General features: G+C 70.2%; 18 protein-coding genes. 11 read left to right on the top strand and 7 right to left on the bottom strand.

Translation table 11 applies throughout. The annotated features are described in order from the left end of the window. Window positions 1–257 precede the first annotated feature (257 nt). Window positions 258–929 carry a hypothetical protein gene (locus FL344_RS26960; protein WP_228565402.1) on the top strand — a complete coding sequence of 224 codons (672 nt, stop codon included), beginning with the start codon at window positions 258–260 and terminating at the stop codon, window positions 927–929. Between the two features lie 31 nt (window positions 930–960). Here FL344_RS26960 and FL344_RS26955 read toward each other — a convergent pair whose 3' ends face one another. Beyond that, window positions 961–3,291, bottom strand: a complete 2,331-nt coding sequence (locus FL344_RS26955) for a serine/threonine-protein kinase (protein WP_141620544.1) — start codon at window positions 3,289–3,291, stop codon at window positions 961–963. A gap of 349 nt (window positions 3,292–3,640) precedes the next feature. On the opposite strand from FL344_RS26955, the gene FL344_RS26950 reads away from it, so the two are divergent. After that, entirely contained in the window at window positions 3,641–5,374 is a 1,734-nt protein-coding gene (locus FL344_RS26950; protein WP_228565401.1) for a S8 family serine peptidase, read from the top strand. 110 nt (window positions 5,375–5,484) lie between these two features. Then, entirely contained in the window at window positions 5,485–6,162 is a 678-nt protein-coding gene (locus FL344_RS26945; RefSeq protein WP_228565400.1) for a hypothetical protein, read from the top strand. Window positions 6,163–6,221: 59 nt separating this feature from the next. Here the strand turns inward: FL344_RS26945 and FL344_RS26940 are convergent, their stop codons facing one another. Beyond that, window positions 6,222–6,680: a DUF2267 domain-containing protein gene (locus FL344_RS26940; RefSeq protein WP_141620542.1), complete on the bottom strand. Its 459-nt coding sequence runs from the start codon at window positions 6,678–6,680 to the stop codon at window positions 6,222–6,224. Between the two features lie 424 nt (window positions 6,681–7,104). On the opposite strand from FL344_RS26940, the gene FL344_RS26935 reads away from it, so the two are divergent. From FL344_RS26935 to FL344_RS26910, 6 genes are all read left to right on the top strand, one after another. Beyond that, window positions 7,105–7,515, top strand: coding sequence for a hypothetical protein (locus tag FL344_RS26935; protein ID WP_186817750.1), 411 nt, complete (start codon window positions 7,105–7,107; stop codon window positions 7,513–7,515). Between the two features lie 173 nt (window positions 7,516–7,688). Next, a complete protein-coding gene (locus FL344_RS26930) occupies window positions 7,689–8,852 on the top strand; it encodes a cytochrome-c peroxidase (RefSeq protein WP_141620541.1) in 1,164 nt (387 codons plus the stop codon). A 70-nt stretch (window positions 8,853–8,922) separates the two neighbouring features. After that, window positions 8,923–9,453: an RNA polymerase sigma factor gene (locus FL344_RS26925; protein WP_141592409.1), complete on the top strand. Its 531-nt coding sequence runs from the start codon at window positions 8,923–8,925 to the stop codon at window positions 9,451–9,453. After that, the gene (locus FL344_RS26920; protein WP_141620540.1) at window positions 9,450–10,226 is read left to right on the top strand and encodes a hypothetical protein; all 777 of its coding nucleotides are present in this window, start codon (window positions 9,450–9,452) and stop codon (window positions 10,224–10,226) included. The genes FL344_RS26925 and FL344_RS26920 overlap by 4 nt, the downstream gene beginning before the upstream one ends. Further along, window positions 10,223–11,755 carry a caspase family protein gene (locus FL344_RS26915; RefSeq protein WP_141620539.1) on the top strand — a complete coding sequence of 511 codons (1,533 nt, stop codon included), beginning with the start codon at window positions 10,223–10,225 and terminating at the stop codon, window positions 11,753–11,755. The genes FL344_RS26920 and FL344_RS26915 overlap by 4 nt, the downstream gene beginning before the upstream one ends. A gap of 65 nt (window positions 11,756–11,820) precedes the next feature. Further along, entirely contained in the window at window positions 11,821–13,623 is a 1,803-nt protein-coding gene (locus tag FL344_RS26910) for an Ig-like domain-containing protein (RefSeq protein WP_228565399.1), read from the top strand. Window positions 13,624–13,680: 57 nt separating this feature from the next. On the opposite strand, the gene FL344_RS26905 is transcribed toward FL344_RS26910, so the two are convergent. From FL344_RS26905 to FL344_RS26890, 4 genes are all read right to left on the bottom strand, one after another. Next, a complete protein-coding gene (locus FL344_RS26905) occupies window positions 13,681–15,087 on the bottom strand; it encodes a M24 family metallopeptidase (protein WP_141620538.1) in 1,407 nt (468 codons plus the stop codon). 121 nt (window positions 15,088–15,208) lie between these two features. Beyond that, a complete protein-coding gene (locus tag FL344_RS26900) occupies window positions 15,209–15,583 on the bottom strand; it encodes a hypothetical protein (RefSeq protein ID WP_141620537.1) in 375 nt (124 codons plus the stop codon). 112 nt (window positions 15,584–15,695) lie between these two features. Then, window positions 15,696–16,886 carry a kelch repeat-containing protein gene (locus FL344_RS26895; RefSeq protein ID WP_141620536.1) on the bottom strand — a complete coding sequence of 397 codons (1,191 nt, stop codon included), beginning with the start codon at window positions 16,884–16,886 and terminating at the stop codon, window positions 15,696–15,698. Between the two features lie 178 nt (window positions 16,887–17,064). After that, window positions 17,065–17,370, bottom strand: a complete 306-nt coding sequence (locus FL344_RS26890; RefSeq protein WP_141592403.1) for a DUF2171 domain-containing protein — start codon at window positions 17,368–17,370, stop codon at window positions 17,065–17,067. Between the two features lie 273 nt (window positions 17,371–17,643). Between FL344_RS26890 and FL344_RS26885 the strand changes: the two genes are divergently transcribed. After that, the gene (locus FL344_RS26885; RefSeq protein ID WP_090493897.1) at window positions 17,644–17,841 is read left to right on the top strand and encodes a hypothetical protein; all 198 of its coding nucleotides are present in this window, start codon (window positions 17,644–17,646) and stop codon (window positions 17,839–17,841) included. 6 nt (window positions 17,842–17,847) lie between these two features. Here FL344_RS26885 and FL344_RS26880 read toward each other — a convergent pair whose 3' ends face one another. Continuing rightward, the gene (locus FL344_RS26880; protein ID WP_141620535.1) at window positions 17,848–18,861 is read right to left on the bottom strand and encodes an ABC transporter ATP-binding protein; all 1,014 of its coding nucleotides are present in this window, start codon (window positions 18,859–18,861) and stop codon (window positions 17,848–17,850) included. 240 nt (window positions 18,862–19,101) lie between these two features. On the opposite strand from FL344_RS26880, the gene FL344_RS26875 reads away from it, so the two are divergent. After that, on the top strand, window positions 19,102–19,899 hold the full coding sequence (locus tag FL344_RS26875) for an ABC transporter ATP-binding protein (RefSeq protein WP_141592401.1): 798 nt from the start codon (window positions 19,102–19,104) through the stop codon (window positions 19,897–19,899). The last annotated feature ends 27 nt before the right edge of the window (window positions 19,900–19,926 follow it).

Here is a 19,926-nt window from a genome sequence, read left to right as displayed (position 1 = left end):
GCGTCCGCCACCACCTGTGGAGCCGGGAACCGCACCCCCGGCTCCGCCATGGCCTTGGCCATTGCGCGCCCGGCGAGGAGGCCCCGGTGGTGGCGGAGGCCTCCGACGCGTCGCGCAGGGGTGAAGATGCGAGCCACGCCCCCACCGCGCCACTGCGGGAATGCGACACCCCGGGTGTCCCCCGGTCGAACCCAGCGGAGCCATGAGGCGCACGTCCTCCCGTCCGGTCTATGCTCCGTGCGCCGAAAAGAGGGTGGATGAGCAACGGGTCGTTGTTTGCGACGGACCAGGTGACCACGCAGGCGCGGTACCAGTGGCACCTGTGGGTGGCGGATGTGCTGGACCTGGGGACGTCCGTCCTCGTGGGCTGGGGCGCGTTACGCGCGCTGGAGCAGGACCGCACCCCACTATCGATGCCCCTGGCCATGGCCCTGGCGTGGCTCACCGCGTCCGCCGTGGGCGGGTTGACGGGCCGGACCTTCTGGCGACAGGTGGCCGGGGTGAAGCTGGTGCACGCGGAGCACACGCCCGGGTTGCTCCGCGGCCTGGCCCGCGCCTTCACCACGCCGCTGGACCTGCTGCTGAACGGGGTGCTGTTGCGCCGTCCCCTGGACACGCTGCTCGGGCTCCACGCGGAGCCCGTCGTTCCCGGCGCGGGCCCTCGCCTCAAGGGCGTGGCGCTCCAGCTGCCCTGGCTGGCGGTGCTGGCGGGCGCGGTGTGGCTGCTCGTCACCCCCACCAAGGCGGAGATGCTCCAGTACCTGGGCCGCACGCTGACGGGCTGGCACTGCTGCCACGGCACGCGCGAGGTGACGTGGCAGTGCCGCACGTCCCTGGACCGCGCGGTGCGCAACGCCCGGAGTGGGGACGCCGAGGTGAAGGCGCTCGTCGCCGACTGCCCCGTCGCCGGCGCGCGGCTGGGGCCGTGAGCCTTCCGCGTCCGTCACGGCGCGGAGCGACTCAGCGCGCCTTCACCCGCAGCTCGCCTTCCTTGCAGATGACGCCCAGGTAGCCGGAGCCCACGTCGAAGTTCGGGTTGTGGCGGAAACGGCTGGCCGTCTTCCGCTCCCCGGCCTTCACGACGCCCAGCCACGCCGCTTTGCGGATGTCCTTCACCACGTAGCAGTCCGTCCAGTCGATGGACTCGTGGTTCTGGACCTCCACACCCGGGTCCAGGAAGCCGCCCACCCCGCCCTGCTCGCTCGCGTGGCCGCGCAGCGTGCGCTTCGCGGGGGCCGCGGCCACGACGGCCTCCACCTCGCCCGTGTCGGGCTCGGCGGCCTGCGCCTGGGACTCCTCGGTCGCCGACGCGTCGGCGGGGGCGTCATCCCGTCCAGGCGCCGCCACGAAGAGGTCCTCCGAAGCCGCCAGGGCACGGTCATCCAGTTCGATGAACGCACGCGTGGCTCGCATCACGACGCCGCGTCCCGGCCGCACCACCCGGGCCCGCCCCAGCACCTCGCGCTTGCCGTTCTTCAACGGCCCCAGCACGTCCATCTCCACACCCGGGAGGAAGCCCCGCCCGATGATGCTCCGGTCGACATAGTAGCGCCCGTTCGCGCTCTGAATCGGGAGCACCTTCGCCGGCGTGGCATAGACGACGGCGGGCTCGGCGGGGACCGCAGGCTTCTTCGCGGACGTCTTCACCGACGCGGGGCGGGGCGTCCGAGCCCGCTCGGGCTCCGCCTTGTCCTCCTCGGCGCGCACCGAGGACGGCGCGGACGCCACCTCTGCGGCACCCGGCCCGCTCGCGACCACCACCACCGCACCGGCGTCAGCGCCCGTGCCCGCGTCGGACGAGGGCGCGGCTTCCGTGCTCGCCCCCTGCCGCGCGGCGGCGACGGGCGGCTCCCCCCCCTCGTCCGAAGCCGGGGGCGACGCGACCTGCCCTGCAGCACCGGCCACGGTCCCGGGGGCCACCGGTGCCACGCCCGACGACTGGACGACGAGCGCGGTGACGGCGGAGGTGGCAATCACCAGCAACACGGCGATGGCGGCATAGAGCCCCACCGGCCGCTTCCGGCCCGCCCGTTCCTCCAGCGCCGGCGCGGACACGACGGTGGGCGCGACGACGGACTGGGACGCGGCGGGCTCGCCACCCGGAGCCACCACGACGTCGGAAGGCGGCCGCACCGTGGTGCTCCCGGTGCCCAGGTCATCGCCGTCCGCATAGATGGCGCCGGGACGGGCCACGCCTCCCGAGCCGAACCCGGGCTGCGCCGCCGGGCCGCGCATCAGCGTGGGCTCGAAGCCCACGGCCGGCTGCGGCCCGGTGCCATAATCCGGCGCGGGCGTGCGGCGGTGGTTGGAGGACGAAGACACCTTGGAGATGAGCTTGCGCTGGGCGTCGAACGCCTCCGGGCACAGCGCGCGCACGAAGTGGCCCACCTCCTCGGCGCCCATCGCGGTCCCCGAGCGCACCAACTCCGTGTTGAGCGCGCGCGCCAGCTCGTCCGAACGCATGTAGCGGTCGTCCGGGCGGGTCGCCAGCGCGCGGCGCACGACGGCGTCCAGCGCGGCGTCCACGTCCGGCCGCAGCTCGCTCAGCGACGGCACCACCGGCTGCGACATGGCCGCCATCATCTCGCCCACCGTCCCGTGGGGGATGAGCGAGCGGCCGGCCAGCATCTCCCACACCACGACGCCACACGAATAGATGTCGCTGCGGTGGTCCAGGGGCTCGGCGCGCACCTGCTCGGGGGACATGTACCCCAGCTTCCCCATCACCGTGGACGGCAGCGTGTACTTGCTGCGCGCCGCGGACTTGGCGAGGCCGAAGTCGATGACCTTCACCTCGCCCTCGTAGGACACCATGACGTTGTGCGGGGACACGTCGCGGTGGACGATGCCCAGCGGCGAGCCGTCCGGCCCCGTCTTGCGGTGCGCGTAGCCCAGGCCCTCCGCGATGCGCTGGCCGAGGAACAACGCCACCGGCACCGGCACCGCCACGCCCTGCGAGCGCGCCTGCTCCAACAGGTAGGCCAGGTCCACGCCGGCCACGTACTCCAACGCCATGAAGTACGTGCCGTCCGCCTCCCCCATGTCGTAGACCTGGGCAATGGACGAGTGCACCAGGTGCACCAGCACCTTGGCCTCGTGGTGGAACCGGTCCAGGAACTGACGGTCCTTCAGCAGCGCCGGCAGAATCGTCTTCACGATGCACGGCTTCTCGAAGCCAGCCGCGCCGCTGATTTTCGCCAGGTACACCTCCCCCATGCCCCCCTGGCCCAGGGGGTGGACGAGCTCATAGCGCCCGAGGAAGCGGGAGGACTCTGTAGGGACGGTACTCATGGCGTCTGGCGGCAGCGAAGCACCCGAAAGCGGACGGAATCAAGAAGCGGGCAACTTCCTTCCCTCTGACACCGCCAGGGCCTTGGACGGAAACTCGCCCTCCGACAGTGCGCCCGCCGCGTACCCGTCGGGCGGGGTGGGTGTTCAGGAGCGCGGCGAATGCCGGGTGCGCGCGTGAAGGCAACCCTGATGTGGGGTCCCCATCCGCCGCTCAACACATGCGGTGTGAACCGCCGCACCTCAGGCAGGGGGGCGCCCCCCAGTCCGTTGCCACGCTTTCGCGAAATGCGCTCCCTGGGGAATGCGCGCCCGGTGTCTCCGCCGGGTGCCGTTCGAGAAGGAGCGGCTCATGAAGCGGTGGGGACTCATGGGGCTGTTGGCACTCGCGGCATGTGGGCCGGACGACTCCTCAGACAAGGGAGCCCAGAGCCAGGTCTGCCCGAACATCATCGCGGGCTCCCTGTCCGAACCCGTGGAGACACGGCACGTCCGGGCCCCCCTGACGGATGACGACGGCCGGCAGCGGGTCATCATCCGTTATCGGAATCAGGGGGTGATGGCCACCGCCCGCGTGCATCAAGTGGGTGGACAGGTGACAGCCACCTTCCGCTCCACGCCCGCGGTGGCGGCGCGCATGTCGCTCCAGGAGCAGCGCGCGCTCCTGGCCGAAGACCCGACAGTGGAGAGCATCGAGCAGGACCAGGAGTGGCGCGCCCTGGCCCCCGCCACCGCGCCGATTCATCCCGTCCTGGCCTCGGTGGCGCGGGGCGCCACGTCGCGCGAGTTCACCCCCGGGCTGCGCAAGGTCCAGGCGCACGAGGTGTGGGACGTGGATGGGGACGGACTGCCGGACCCGGACCGGCCCACGGGCGCGGGCGTGCGGCTGTGTGTCATCGACAGCGGCTTGGATTTGGAGCACCCGGAGCTGCGCGACGCGGTGGTCGCCGGCCGCGACCTGCTGGAGGACGATGACGACCCGTCCGACTTCAGCAGCGGCCACGGCTGGGGCACCGGCCACGGCACGCACGTGGCGGGCATCATCGCGGCGCGGCCAGGCAACGGCGGGCGCGGCTCGCCCCAGCTTTCGGACACCGGGGTGATGGGCGTGGCACCGGGCGTGGAGCTGATCATCACCCGGGTGCTGGACATCCACGGCCGCACGCACATGAGCTTCGTCCTGGCGGCGGTGGAGTACTGCGCGGAGCAGGGCGCCAAGGTCATCTCCCTGTCGCTGGGCGGCGGCGTGCCCACCAAGACGACGTTCGAGGTCTTCGCGGCGGCCCACGCGCAGGGCATCCTGGTGGTGGCCGCGTCGGGTAACAGCAACGCCCAGCGGGTGGACTACCCCGCGTCGGACCCGCACGTGCTGGCGGTGGGCGCGGTGGACTCCCTGGACCAGCGGGCCGCCTTCTCCTCCGGCGGAAGCCAGCTGGCGCTGGTGGCCCCGGGCGTGGACGTGCTGTCCACCTTCCCGCGCGGACAGGGCGCGTTCTCCACGGTGGACGTGCGGGATACCCGGCCGCTGTCGCGCTCACTGCTGTATGCCCCCATCGAGAACAAGTGGGGCAAGCTGGTGGATTGCGGGGGCGGCGCGACGCTGGATTCGTGCAAGGGCAGCACGTGCAGCGGCTTCGTCGCGTACGTGCGGCACGGCGAGGTGCCCACCGACATGGCCATGGTCAACGTGATGAAGCAGGGCGCGCGCGCCGTCATCTTCGGCAACTCGAGCTGGGAGGGCGGCGTGGACATCCTCGCCATGCCTCGGCGAGGGCAGTGGGTGCCCGCCGTCACCATCACCCAGGCGGGTGGCACCGTGCTGCACCGGATGCTGGGAGAGCTGGCCCGCATCAGCATGAGCCCGGCGGACTACGCCTATATGTCCGGCACCTCCATGGCCGCGCCCTACGTGAGCGGCGTGGCCGCGCTGCTCTTCAGCGCCCGTCCCTCCGCCACGCCGGACCAGGTCAAACACGCCCTGTTGTCCTCGGCGAAGGACCTGGGGCCTTCCGGCCATGACGAGGACTTTGGCCATGGGCTGGTGCAGGCCCGCGGCGCGCTGGAGGTCCTCACCCAGCTGCCCTGAGGGGTAGGAAGGACAGCCGCACCAGGTGCCCCACGGCCCGCGTGGGCCTGATTGCCAGGCCCTTCCGCGCGGACCACGTTGCCTTTCGGACGCGAACCAAGGAGTCCGTCATGAAGGCATTCGTACGTGGCGCGCTGTGCGCGGCGGCGCTCTGGAGCGGCGCCGCGCTGGCCCAGGCGGAGGACCGCCCCATCGCGGAGCCGCGCATGCGGTCCGCGGAGGCGGTGGAGTTCAACGACAGGGGGCGGAAGCGGGCCGACACCGGCATCTATGCCCAGTTGGGCGGCGGCCTGGAGGGCTACACCGGTCAGCTCGCCCCGGAGGTCACGCCGGGCTTCTCCTATGGCGCCGCGCTGGGCTACCGGCCGCACGCCTTCTTTGCCGTCGAGCTGGGCTACAGCGGCGGCCTGAGCGACATCGACAGCCGCATGGGGCTGCTCGACGACGGCGAGGGCGGACCGGACATCGTCCGCAACGCCGGCCAGGCCGTCATCGTGGGCAGCTTCACCGACACCCGGCTCCAGCCCTACGTCCTGACGGGCATCGGCCTGGACCGCTACAACGTCCGCAACGACGCCCGGGGCGCCATCCGCGGCTTCTCCGATGACACCAGCGGCTACGTGCCCGCCGGCGCGGGCCTGCGCTACCAGATGGGCAACCTCATCACCGCCGACGCCCGGGTGAACTACAACTTCCTGTTCGACCAGGACTTCGCCCCGGGCGGCCGGGCTCCCGGCGCGCTGGACGGCCGCTACTCGGCGATGCTCTCGCTGGGCGGAACCTACTGACGGCGGCGGCGGAAGCGTCCGGGGCCTTCTCCCCCGGGTGCCCCGCCCCTTGCACGGCCTCAGTAAGGCCGGTCGACATGCATCCGCGCGGCGGCCCACGTCCCCTGGAGCCAGGCGGGGAGCTGCTGCTCCAACTTCTTCGCCTCCCCTTCGGTGATTTGGGCGTGGAGCGCGGAGAACACGCCGTGGAGCACCAGCCGCACATTCTCCGGTTCCGCGTTCAGGTGGTTCGCTACCATCAAGTAGAAGTCGTCACGGTCCAGCTTCGCGGGCGCCTCGCCGCGGTGCCTGTGACACCCGTGCAACAGCTCGCGCACGTCCGACGAGAGCTGCTCGCGCAGGTGCGCCACCCACGAACCGGACAGGCGCTCCGACAACGCACAGAACACCGCCTCGGCGGCCTTGTCCGCCTCGTAGTCCGGAATCTGGGAGGATATTGCGTCCAGAAACGATTTGCGGTCCGTCCCCACGCCCAGTCCCGTCCACGAAGGCGTGCGCTCCTGCTTTTGTATCGACATGGTGTCGTCTCCTCTCCCTGCCCTTCACCGTGGGGGTGCGAAGGAGCGCTGACAGCAGACCGCGCGGCGAAGGCTGGGCCGCCCGTCACGTGGGAAGAACCTCCGCGCGCCAAGACCAGACATGCCCGGATTCGGGACTTGCGTGTCCGTCTTTGGGACCGAGGTGACAGCCAAACGCGTCAAGCGTTTGTGTTTGATTCGACCGATGATTCCATCTGATGGAGCGTCACGCGGCGTGCTCCGCCGGAAACACCTGGCGTTCAAAACCACCCGGAAGTCCTGGGGAATTGTTCAAATCCCGGCCCCGGGAAGAATGCGAGGGGTGGCTGGAATGAATTCCCATCGCAATTGTCTTGAGCGCGCATCGTAGACCGCTTGCACGGCGACCTTGCCGCCATCTCAACCATCAAGAATTGAGGATTTCATGTATCGCATTGCCGTAGCCGCCCTGGTCCTTGCCGCATCCGGTTGCGCCACCACGGGCGGTGGCGGTGGCCGTGAGGGCAACGCCACCATCGCCGGCGTCATCCGCCTGCCGGAGAGCGGGCTGCGTGCCGATGACGCTTGCGGGCAGCTCCAGGTCATCGTGGCCTCGCCGGACGCGCCCACCAACGGGCTGGGCCGGACGATGGTGAAGCCGAGCCGCGGCAACCGCTGCTCCTTCACGGTGTCGGGCGTGCCCAGCAACACCGACCTCCAGGTCGGGCTCGCGGCGGGCGGCGGCCTGAAGTGCGAGACGGGCGCCACGCCGACCATCACCCCGGAGCCTTCCACGGTGAAGGTGGGCGACTACGGCACCGCCACGCGCGACTTCGCCCTGAGCTGCGGCGCCTGAAGTTCTGAAGCACGCCTGTGACGCCGCCCGTCCCGCCCTCCCCAGGGGGCAGGCGTAGCGGCGTCACGCCATCAGCACGAACTCGTCCGGCGGGCAAGGGGCCCTTGTGGATTGATTCGCGTCGAAGGGGACGCGAAGCTTCCCGGGTCCTTCGCAGAAAGACGAGTTGGGTGATGAATCCGTTCCGCTTGCGCGCCGTGACGCTCGCCCTGGCCCTGGGCGGGTCGGGCATGGCGTGTGAATCCGAAGAGCCGTTCCCCAACCTCGACGAGCTGGACCAGCTCCGCAGCCTCCACAGCCTGGGGCGGCAGCCGCCGAAGGACAGCACCAACCGGATGGACGGGGTCGCGCGCGCCGAGGCGCTGGGCGACGTGCTGTTCCACGACGGCGGCCTGTCACGCTGCGGCACGGTGTCCTGCGCGAGCTGCCATGGCGGCGAGGGCCTGACGGTGCCCACCGCCAAGGCGAAGGGCTGCGACGGGCACCTGTCCGAGCGCAACCCGCCCACCCTGCTGAATGTGGCCTACAGCCGCTGGTTCATGTGGGACGGACGGGCGGACCGGCTGTGGAGCCAGGCCATCCTGCCGCTGCTCAACCCGGTGGAGATGAACGCGGACGCCCAGGTGGTGCGCGCCCGGCTCACCGCGGTGGAGTCGTACACCACGGAGTACCAGGCCCTCTTCGGCAAGGCGCCCGCGGACGAGACGGACTCGGCGCTGCTGGCCAACGTGGGCAAGGTGATGGCGGCCTACCAGCGGACGCTCGTGCGCATCGACGCGCCCTTCGACACGGACGTGCGGCGCTTCATCACGGCGGCCGAGGCCGGCCAGGCGGAGGCGGACCCGGCGTACCTGGGGCTGAAGACGTTCCTGCGCAAGGGCCAGTGCATCGTCTGCCACAAGGGGCCGGCGCTCACCGACGACCTGTTCCACAACATCGGCGTGCAGGACAGCAGCCCGGGCGCGAGCGGGCAGTGGAGCGCGCTGACGCCGCTGCTGGACTGGGAGTTCAACGCCGCCAGCCGCTACAGCGACGCACCCACCGGCACCATCGCGGCGCGGCTCCAGACGCTGCGTACCCAGGCGGACCCGGCGACGCTGGAAGGCGCGTTCCGCACGCCTTCGCTGCGCAACGTGGCCCTGACAGCGCCGTACATGCACACCGGCGCCCAGGCCACGCTGGAGGAGGTCGTCGACTTCTACAACGAGGGCGGCGATGCGGCCGGCAGCTTCGTGGGTCAGAAGACGGTGACCATCGTTCCGCTGGAGCTGACGAACGAGGAGAAGCGCGCGCTGGTGACGCTGCTCCAGTCCATGACGGGGGCGACGCCCCCCTGATGCAGGCGGGGTGGCCCCTGAGGCCCCGGCACCTTTTCGCACGGGGAATGTCCCAGTTGTCCCGGCCCCCGTGTCCAAGGTGGCGAAGATGCCGCCAGGGTTGAGCGCTCAGGAACTCCAGGACCTGTACGACCGGTATGCCCCTGGCATGTACCGGAGGGCCTTCGCCTTGCTTCAACGCGAGGCAGACGCCTGGGACGCGGTGCAGGAGTCCTGCATCCGCGTCCTCCAATCCGCCGCTGACTTCCGGCGGGAGGCCCGGCCGATGACGTTCATCTACCGGGTGACGACCAACGTCAGCCTCAACATGCTCCGCGCCCGGGCCCTGCGGGACGTCGCTCCGGAGGGTGCCGGCCACGAGGGCGCCGTCGATGCGCTCGCCGCCACCGAGTGCCGGGACTTCCTGATGAAGCTGGCGCGCGAGCTGGACGAGCGCGCCCTCACGGTGGCGACGCTGCACTACCTGGACGGGATGTCCCAGGAGGAGATTGCCCAGGTCCTGGGGCTCTCGAGGAAGACCATTGTCCGCGACGTCCAGCGCATCAGCGCTCTGGCCCGCGCGCTGGGGGAGCCCGAGGGGATTCGAAGAGGTGCCGGATGAGTGAACACCTGTCGGACCTCGTCTTGGACGAGGTGGTCGCTGGCGGGATGAGACCGCCACACCTGGAGTCCTGTGCCGCCTGCCGTGAGCGGCTGGCGCTGCTGGAATCGCACGCAGAGAAGGTCCGTGCCGGGCCCCACTTCGCCCGCGTCCGGGCTCGCGTCCTGTCGGAGCGGGCGGCCCCGCCACGGAAGCCCGGCCTCCCCTGGCTCACCCGGTGGCTGCTCGTCCCCGCCCTGGCCACGTTGGCCACCGTGGTGCTGGTCCGCGGAGCACGGGCGGTGGACCCGGGGACCGCTACCGAGGCCCCCTTCGTCCGTCCGGGGACGCTGGAGCCGCTCCTGGGCATGCGGGTCAAGGGGCCTCCCCAGGTGGAGCTGCTCCGGCTGAAAGACGGCGAAATCAATCCCCTGCTCCAGGAAGGAGACGAGGTGGCGCTCCGGCTGAGGAGTGGCGGGCACCGCTACGCGCTGGTCGTCGCCATGGACAGCGGGAAACAGGTGGAGGCACTGTGGCCCCCCGAAGGACGCCAGAGCGGCGAGCTGGCCGCCGCGCAGCCCGCCCCACTGTTCCAGGTCACCCAAGGAGACTTCGTGGTGCACGCGCTCTACTCGGAGACGCCGCTGCGGCTCGACACCGTCCGGGATTGGTTGAGCACGCTGAAGCCGGAGTGCCGCGCCGCGCCGATGTCGGCCGCGTGTCTGTCGCTCGCCGGCGTCCCACCGGGCGTGGCGCACGCGGCCGTGGCGCTCCAGGTCGAGGCCCGTCCATGACGCTCGCCCTGCTCCTGGCGACGATGGTGGCCGCGCAGCCGGCGGCAGCGGTCGCGGACGGCAGCCCGCGCCGGTTCGCCCTGGCGGTGGGCAACAACCGGGGCTCCAGCGCGGACGCGGTGCTGCGTTACGCGGAGCGTGACGCGCGCACCCTGATGGACGTGCTGTACGAAGTGGGCGGCGTGCAGCGCGAGGATGCCGTGCTCGTCCTGGGAAATGACGCGGACACGGTGCGACAGGCGGTGTCCCGCTTCGAGCGCCACCTCCAGGCGCAGGCGCGGAAGGGAGACCAGCTCTTCGTCTACGTCTCCAGCCATGCGGACGCGGGCGAGCTGCACCTGTCCGGCACAAACCTGCCCCTGCATGAGCTGGTGCGGTTCATCGAGCGCGCGCCAGTGAGCGTCGCGCTGCTGGTGGTGGACTCGTGCCAGTCAGGCGAGGCGGTGCGGCTCAAGGGGCTGAAGCCCATTCCCGGCGTCCTGGTGAGCGTGGAGCGGCCGGAGTTGGCGGGACGGGTCATCATCACCGCCTCCGCCGCGGATGAAGCCGCGCAGGAGTCGGACGCGCTCGGGGGCTCCGTCTTCACGCACCACCTGGTCGCCGCGCTGCGCGGGGCGGCGGACGTGTCCGGGGATGGCCGCGTCACGCTCGCGGAGGCCTACACCTATTCCTACGCGCGAACGGTGGAGTCCTCGCTGATGTCCCGCGCGGGCGCGCAGCATCCCAGCTTCCACTTCGACCTCGAGGGGAAGGGGGACCTCGTCCTCTCCTCTCCCGCACAGGCCACGTCGCTGCTGACGCTCGCCATCGACGAGCCCGGGGACTGGACCGTGTTCACGCTGGCGGGAGAACCCTTCCTGGGCAACCTGCGCAAGGGCGCGGGCACGGCCACGCTCGCCCTTCCCGCGGGTGGATACATCGTCACCACTCGCGGCGAGCACACCGCGATGACGGCACGCGTGCAGGTGCCCGACGCCGGGCGCGCGCAGCTCACGCGGGCCCAGCTCCGCCCCCAGCGGCTGGAGGTCAACTCGCTCAAGGGCGAGCAGGCGTCAACGTTGCGGATACACGTGGGGCCCAGCGTCGGCAGGCCGCTCGTGCCGTCCTTCGGAGCGATGATGGGTGGCACCGCCGCGCTCCAGTACACGTGGGCGGCGGCCTGGGCGAACGTCATGACCGCAGGCGTGGACGTGCGGCATGGACGGCATCCTTCCGGGAACCTCCGACAGAATGACCACACGCTGCGGCTGGGCGTGGGCCATGACGCACGCGTCTGGCGGAGCCTGAGGCTCCACGGCGCGGTGGAGGTGGGCGCCACCCTGTCCCAGCAATGGCAGCCCAGCAATGGAGAGAAGGCGCTCGCCCTGCAACCCATGGTGGGCGCGGTGGGCGGCGCATGGCTGCCCGTGCACGGGCCCTTCGGAGTGTCGCTGCTCGTGAACGCGGGACATACCTGGGTCCGTGAGGAGGCGGGCACCGCGTCCGCGCTGTCGCTCGGGGGCAGTCTGGGAATCAGCTTCGCGCGCTGAGTCCCAACTTCGCGGGTTCGCGTGTCCAAGGCACGACACGCGAAACGCCATCCGAGAGGCTCCTCATGACTCCCCGCCGCACCCGTGCCCGCTGGGCGCTCCCGTTGCTCTATGTGGCACTGGGAACCACCGCTTGTGACAACCTGAAATCAGAGCCTGTCCCGCCGCCTCCTCCCGGCAAAGAGGAACCCCCTCCCGAGCTGCACGTCACCGTGCGGACCGAAGGTCCCGAGTACTGCCGGGAAGGACAGTGGACGCTCTTCGTCTCCGTGGAAGGTGGCACGCCGGAGCGCGTGGAGCTCCTCACGAACGCGCAGGAGCCCATGACGCTGGAGGCGCCGTACCAACACGTCATCGACTGCGCCACGCATGCCGAGGGCCGCTTCTCGTTCGTGGCCCGAGCCGTGGGTGAAGACCGGAACTTCGAGGCGGAGAGCGCCTCCGTAGAGGTGGACCGCACGCCTCCCACCATCACCTCCCGGCGCCCGAGCCTCAGCCACCCGGCGATGACGTCGCCGCTGGCGTTCGTCTTCTCCGAGCCGCTGCTGCCGGGCTCACTCCAGTCCACGCCCACCCAACTGCGCGACCCGGACGGGTTCTCCGTCGCCCATCGAGCGGTCCTCAGTGAGGACGGAACGGTCCTCGAGTTGATGCCGACATCGCCGATCCGCCCTCCCACCACGCTCCATGCGGTGTTGCTCCAGCGAACGCTGACCGACCGGGCCGGCAACCTGCTCGACCCGCGCCTGACGGCCTTTTCCCTCACCCACAACGCCACCTACTGGCCTTTCGCCCGCGCCACGGAGCCCCTGGACCCGACGAACTCCTCCGTCCTCCCCATGTCGCTCGTGCTGGGAAGCGGCGTTAGCGGAACAATGCCCGTCGTCGGCTTCACCGACAGCGCATTGGAGACGGAGGAACCGGCCGTCGCGCAGTGGGATGGTCATGCATGGCAGCAGCTCCCTCCACTCCGGGCGGAGGATGCACGCTCCCGGCGCGCCCTGGACCTCCAGATTGCCGCGACGAGGGAGACCCTCGTCGCCACTTGGCGCGAAGAGGTTGAAGAAACCGGGTTCGACCAGATTCACGTGGTGAGCTACGACGGAACAGCCTGGCGACGCCTAGGGGCGCCCTACGACACACAATCCGAGTACACCCAGGTCAAGCTGGCATTGAACTGGAGGGGACGTCCCGTCATCGCGTTGGAACAGATGCCTGAGCTGAACGAAACCGAAGTGCGCGTCATCGAGTGGAACGGCACGAAATGGATCGCCCTGGGAGAGCCGCTCAGTGCCAACCCTGCGCCTCGCACCCCTTCGTGGCGGGCAGCCATCGCCGCCGACAGCGTGGTCTTCGTGAGCTGGCTGGAGACCTCCGCTGATACCGGCTCCCTCCACCTTCACGTCAGCATGTTCGAGAACGGAAGATGGTTTCCCGTGGGCTCGTCCATCCCCATCCCGGCGGACACATCCGTGGATCGAGTGGAGCTTGCGTTTCAGCCCAACAACCGCGCCGCCCTCGCATGGAGCGAGATCAACCCCACGACCAATGTCAGCACCATCCGATTCTCATCCGCGGCGCTGCGCTCCTGGTCATCCAACTGGTCCACGCCCGAATCAATCGAAGTCCTGAACCAGACCAGCACGCATGCATCGCTCAGGCTCGTCGTGGACCGCGACAACGAGCCTTGGTTGGCCTGGACCGAGTATCCGTTTTCCCCGGACAACAAGACTTATTACCGCAGGCGCCGCGCCGGAGCTTGGGAGCCCAAGCAACTCATTTCCGGGGAGACGTTGTCGACGTTCCTCCTCGACGGAAACGCGTTCCCCTGGGTCTTGTCGGGCTTCACCGTCGTGCGGCCCCAGTAGGGTTTTCCGCGAGCGACCTCGGAGTGAGGCCGCTCACCCTGCATCCCTGCGCCGTGCTCAGCGCACCAGGTGGAAGTCCGTCTGGCGCTTCCAGCCCCAGTGCACGCGGCCCTCGGCGTCGATGGTGATGTCCTCTTCCTGCGCCGAGCGCACCCGCTGGCCGTTCCACTCCGGCACCGCGGACGTGGCCTGCAGCTCGATGGAGTACCACTGGTTCGCAATCACCTTGTGGTCTCCATTGCCGGGCACGCCCTCCTGGCGGTCCCACAGGCCCACCATGGGGCCGGCGCCGTGACCGTGGAGACCAATGGGATGCGAGTACACGGTGCCGTCGATGCCCTCGGCGCGCATCCGCTCGCGGGAGGCGCGGAGGATTTCGTTGCCCGTGCGGCCGGGACGCAGCTCCTCGAAGACGATGTCCTGCAACCGGTTGGACGTCTTCAGCGCGGCCTTCAGCCCTGCGGGGACGTCCGTCTCGCCCTCGCGCAGCACGTAGCCCATGTGCTGGGTGTCCGTGTTGAGGCCCAGTGCGGTGACGCCGTAGTCGCAGTGCAGCACGTCTCCGCGCTGGATGATGGGGTTGTCGCCCAGCTCCTGCTCGGTGACGCCTTGCCGCTGGATGTCCACCGAGGGCTGGAACCACGTCTCCAGGCCCAGGTCCGCCAGGCGCTGGCGCATCCACCACTCCACGTCACGGGTGGTGGTGACGCCCGGGGTGATGACCTGGTTGGAGAAGGCCGTCTCGATGATGTTCCACGCGAGCTTCGTCTGCTCCTCGTAGAAGCGGGCCTCATCCGCGCTGCGCCAGGCGAGGAGGTCCACCGCCAGCCCATCCACGGAGGTGAAGCGCTTCACCCAGTCCGGGCCGAGCGCCTCCGCCATGCCCTCGTATTCGCCATGGGTGAGGCCGTCCGCGAAGGCGAAGGTGCGCGACACGTTGAGGGCGATGCGCTTCGGCTGGCGCTCCTCCACCACCTGCTTGAGCACCTGCCACTGCTCGGGGCCCCACAGCTCCGCCTGCCGACTCACACCGCCGCCATCCACCTGGTGCTGCGCGCGGCGGGGCGTGTAGATGCCTCCCTGCGAGCCACCTCCCAGCGCGAGCCGCTCCACGCCTTGCTCCGGACCTCGGTCGAAGAAGACGTAGATGGTCCGGCGGCGCGCGGCGAACGTCGTTGGCGAGACGAGCGCCTTGAAGACAGGGTCCTCGTTGTACTCGCGCATGGGGATGACCCACATGTCCACGCCGTACTGGCGCATGAGCTGGGGCAGGGCCTTCTCCATGCGCTCGGCCAGCCATGCCTGCTGGCGCTTCGCCTGCTCACGCAGGGTGCCAAAGGGACGCTCGGGGGCCGGGGACTTCGCCTCGGCGGTGGTGGCGTCCGGTGCCTGTGCCTTCGGAGAGACGGTGGCGCAGGAAGTGGAGAGCAGCAACGGGGCAAGCAACAGGGTCCGAGTGCGCATGGCCGCGCAGTCTGTCACGCACCAGCGCGCGGCGCGCGCGGAGTCCGCACGCCGTCAGCGGTTCACGCCCCGAGAGGCCCGCGACTCCGGAACGCAGGGAGCAGCCGTGAAATCGCCGGAGTCAGGGCACGCCCGCACAGGCCGCGCCATCCACGCCGCACACAGCGAGCAGGCGAGCTTCGTCGATGGATTGCTGGCAGCCGCTCCCAGTGACCGCGTCGAGTTCATCGATGCGCGCACGCATGCACTGCACGCAGCCAGCCTTCGCGCCACTTTCGGTTCGCGACAGGTCCGGCTCTACCGCCGCGTAGGCCGCGACGCGGTCCGCCTCGCACTGCTCGCGTGACACCGTCAGGGTTCCGCACTGTTCCTCATACGCGCACGCGGATGCCGCCACGCGCTCCGACCAGCCAGCGTAGGAGAGTTGCGGTGCCTCCGAGCCACCACACGCCACGAGCCACACGCACACCACCAGCGACGCCTTCCACGGGTTCATGCCCCCATCTCACCCGGAGCTAGCGCTGGAGTCACCCTCAACGCCGGTCTGCCCGCTTGCCCCCGGCGACCTCGAGCCTCGCCGTGCTCACCCACACACAGCGAGACGCGCGTCACTCGACCTGCCCGGCCACGGAGAGTTCCATCACGGCCTCGGCGCCCCCCAGCTCTCGCGCAGCACACGGCGCCACGGCACAGACATCCGGGACATAGCGCTCGCTCTCGGACAGCATGCCCGCCGCCTCGTTGCCACCGCCCATCACCAGCACCGCGCCATCTCCCAGCGCCAGGGCGCCCAGCTTCTCGCGCGGCTCGTCCAGCGCGGGCGCGGAAGACCACGTCTCCGTCTTCAAATCGAAGCGCTCCACCGACGCGAGCGCCCCCGTCGTGTAGTGCTCGCCGCCCATCATCAGCACCGCGCCATCCGGCAGCACCACCGTCGCATGATGCTCACGAGGCACCTTGGGCGCGCCCACCAGCGTCCACACACCCGTCTCCGGCGAGTACACCTCCGCCGTGGCCGCCGCGCGTGCCGTGGTTCCACCCACCACCAACACGCGCCCATCCGGCAGCAACGTCACCGAGTGCGCCAGCCGGTGCGTGCCCGCCGCCCCACCGGTGAGTCCCGCCTTCTCCCAGAGTCCCGTCACCGGGTCATACAGCTCCGCCTGCAGGCCACTCACGAACAGGGCCTTGCCGTTGGCCAGCACCACCGCCGTCTGGGCCCCACCCCGTGAGAAGCCCGGAGGCGACGCGGTGCTCCACATCCCCGTCGCAGGGTCGAACAACTCCGCCGAGCGCAACGGCCGCTGGTCCACATCCGTCCCACCCGCCACCAGCACGCGCCCATCCGCCAGCAGCACCGCGGCCGGGTCATTGCGTGCCACGCCCATGGGGCGAACCTCCGTCCACGTCCCGGTGTCCGGCGCATACACCTCCGCGTCCGCAAGCGCGCCCATCGCCATGCCGTTGGAGCCGCCCATCACCAGCACCCGGCCGTCCGTCAGTCGCACCGCGGCGTGGTTGCGCCGGCGCGTGTGCATCGCCCCCGTCTCACGCCACCGGCCCGTCTCCGGCTCGAACACCTCGCAGCTGCCCAGCGTCCGGCTCCCGTCATGCCCACCCGAGGCCAGCACACGCCCGCTCTCCATCACCACGAAGGGCAGGAGCTTGCGGGGTGTGGACAAGAACAGGCCCTGCTCCGCCGCCCCGTTCCCCCCGTCCTCCGCGCGCGGACCCGCGCTGCAAGCGAACGAGACAGCGAAGAGGATGACCGTGACACATGATGCCGAAAACCGTTGCATGAGCCCACCTGGAATGCCCGTCGAAGCAGTCATGTCTAGACTGACCGTCTGACATTCCAGGGCGGTCCAACCTGAGTGATTCCCGACGCTTACCCGGCACTCGGGGCCTGTCCGGCCACCTGTCCAGAGCGGGCCGGAGCGAACGTGCAACGCCTTGCGTCACTCGTTTTCTCGCGGCTCAAGACTCCACGTCGACATTCACGGGCTCGCGCTCCAGTCCCTCGGAATGGCGAGGCGGGAGCGCGCCGCCGTCGTCATCCACCTCCAGCGCGAGGAGCGGATGGTCCGCGTTGACCAGGTAGACGTCGTGGCCACGGATGAAGTCCACGTCGGAGAACTCCACCAGGTAGTCGCGCCGGGGAATGGGCACCAGCCCCTGCTCCAGTTCGAAGTGCGTGTCCCCGATGCCCGTCACGCGCCCGATGACACGGCCTGTCGCCGTCCGCACGGTCATGCCTTCGTGTACGTCGTCTGTCCGAATCATTCCGGCCTCCTCGCGCTCGGGTGCCCGGCCCGTCCGGGACTCCCAGACAACAGTGCGAGCGGGCACGACGGGACGCACCTGCAACGGCGCACACGGTGGAGCGCTCGCGACGACGGCCCGCCGCTCCACCACCGCGCGAACGCAGGGGCCGCCGGGCCGCATGTCCTGCCAGGAGAACGCGAGGCGCCAGGCCGCCAGCCCTGGCGTACGCCGGGCAGGCATCGAGGCCACAGGGGCAGGTGCGTGCCTAACGTTCCAGACAGGAGGTGCACCATGTTGCTGGAACTGTCCGCCGTGGAGGCGCGCGACGTGAAGCAAGCGCTGGACACAGCGCTGCGCGCGCTCTTGGAAGAGATGGCCCATGCGGACCCGCGCGCCCATCGCGACCTGCTGCGCGAGCGATATGAGCGGCTGGACCAACTCAACCGCCGGCTCGACATGAGCCTGGAGGGAGAACAGGTCTACGCCTGAGGCCCGCTACAGGGCCCGGCCCGACTTCGCGTCGAAGCGCCGCAGCTTCGCCGCGTCATACCGCAGCCACACCGGAGCGCCCGTGGGCACACGGAAGTCCCCGGCGGCGCGCGCCACCATGCGCTCCCCGGCCACGTCCACCGTCACCCAGCTCTCCGCGCCCATGGACTCCACCAGGTACACGTGGCCCTCCAGCGCCTCCGGTGGCGGCGTGCCCTGCCCCACTTCCAGGTGCTCGGGACGAAGCCCCAACACCACGTCCGCGTCCGGCAACCCCAGCGTCCGGGGCCTCACCAGGTTGATGCGTGGCGCGCCGAAGAAGCCCGCCACGAACAGGTTCGCCGGCGCGTCGTACAGCTCGCGCGGCGGGGCCACCTGCTGCACCTCGCCCTGGTTCATCACCACCACGCGGTCCGACAGCGTCATCGCCTCCGCCTGGTCGTGGGTGACGTAGACGAAGGTGGCCTTGAGCTGCTCGTGCAGCTTCTTGATTTCCCCCCGCATCTGCGTGCGCAACGCCGCGTCCAGGTTGGACAGCGGCTCATCGAAGAGAAACACCTTGGGACGGCGGACCAGGGCGCGCCCCAATGCCACGCGCTGCCGCTGGCCTCCCGACAGCTCCTTCGGCTTGCGCGACAGCAGGCCCTCCAGCCCCAGCAGCGATGCCACCTCGCGCACACGCGCGTCGATGTCCGCCTTCGCCACCCCCGCCACCTTCAGCGGGAAGGCGAGGTTCCGCGCCACGTCCAGGTGCGGGTAGAGCGCGTAGCTCTGGAACACCATGGCGATGTCCCGCTCCCGCGGTGACATGTCATTCACCACCGCGCCGTCGATGCGCAGCGTGCCGCCCGACATCTCCTCCAGCCCGGCGATGAGGTTCAGCGTCGTGGACTTGCCGCAGCCCGACGGGCCCACCAGCGAGATGAACTCGCCGTCCGCGATGTCCAGGCTCACGCCCTTCACCGCGGCCACGCCGCCCCGGTACACCTTGCGCACGTCCTCCAGGGACACCGTCGCCAAACGCCTTGCCTCCCGGGCGCCCAGCCTCTGGACGCCTCATGTGTCATTCCGTCTCACCCACGAACCTCGAAGCATCGCGCCCTCCGCTCCCAGGGCAAGCCCCGTGGCGAGGGGCCGCCCCGCCTCTGACCGCCATTCCACACCGGGATGGAAGCCGGGCGGCCGGGCGCCCCTTCCTCACGCCAGGCAGCCGCTTCTTGGAGGCGGAAGGCAGCGGACGCGCACTATGTTCGCGCGGCCATGAGTCCCTCGAGCCCACCGTCCTCCCGCCAGTTGGCCATCGAAGTGCGGGACCTCCACAAGTCCTTCGGAGACCAGCACGCGCTGCGGGGGGTGAACCTGGAAGTGCCAGAGGGAACCACCTGCGTGCTGATGGGCGTGTCCGGGTCGGGCAAGACGGTGCTGATGAAGCACATCATGGGCCTCTTGCGGCCGGACCGGGGCACCGTCCTGGTGGATGGCGAGGACATCGCGCGGATGAACGAGGCCGCGCTCGACCAGATGCGCCGCAAGCAGGGCATCCTCTTCCAGGCGAACGCCCTCTTCGACTCGCTCACCGTGTTCGACAACGTGGCCTTCCCCCTGCGTGAGCGCACCCGCATGCCCGAGGCGGAAATCGCCGAGACGGTGAACAAGACGCTGGAGCGCGTGGGCCTGTCGCACGCGACGCAGCGCTTCCCCGGCGAGCTGTCCGGCGGCATGCAGAAGCGCGTGGGCTTCGCGCGCGCCACCATCCTCCAGCCGAAGATTCTCCTCTACGACGACCCCACCGCCGGACTGGATCCGCTCACCACCGCGGCGGTGAATGAAATCATCACCACCGGCAAGCAGCAGCTCGGCGCCACCTCGCTGGTGATTACGCCGGACGTGGCCTCCGCCTTTGGCATGGCGGACCACCTGGCCCTGATGCACGAAGGCCGCATCGTGGAGTACGGCCCGCCAGACGCCTTCCGTGAGTCAAAGCACCCCGCGGTGATGGCCTTCCTCCGCAACTGGCTCCGGCGCCGCGCCCAGAACAAGCGCGCGGCCCAGGCCTGAGGCGGCGCGCACCCGGAACGCGCGTTG

The organism is Myxococcus sp. AB036A, assembly GCF_006547355.1.
GTDB classification, from domain to species: Bacteria; Myxococcota; Myxococcia; order Myxococcales; family Myxococcaceae; genus Myxococcus; species Myxococcus virescens.
This window is presented reverse-complemented; position numbering and strand designations above follow the sequence as displayed.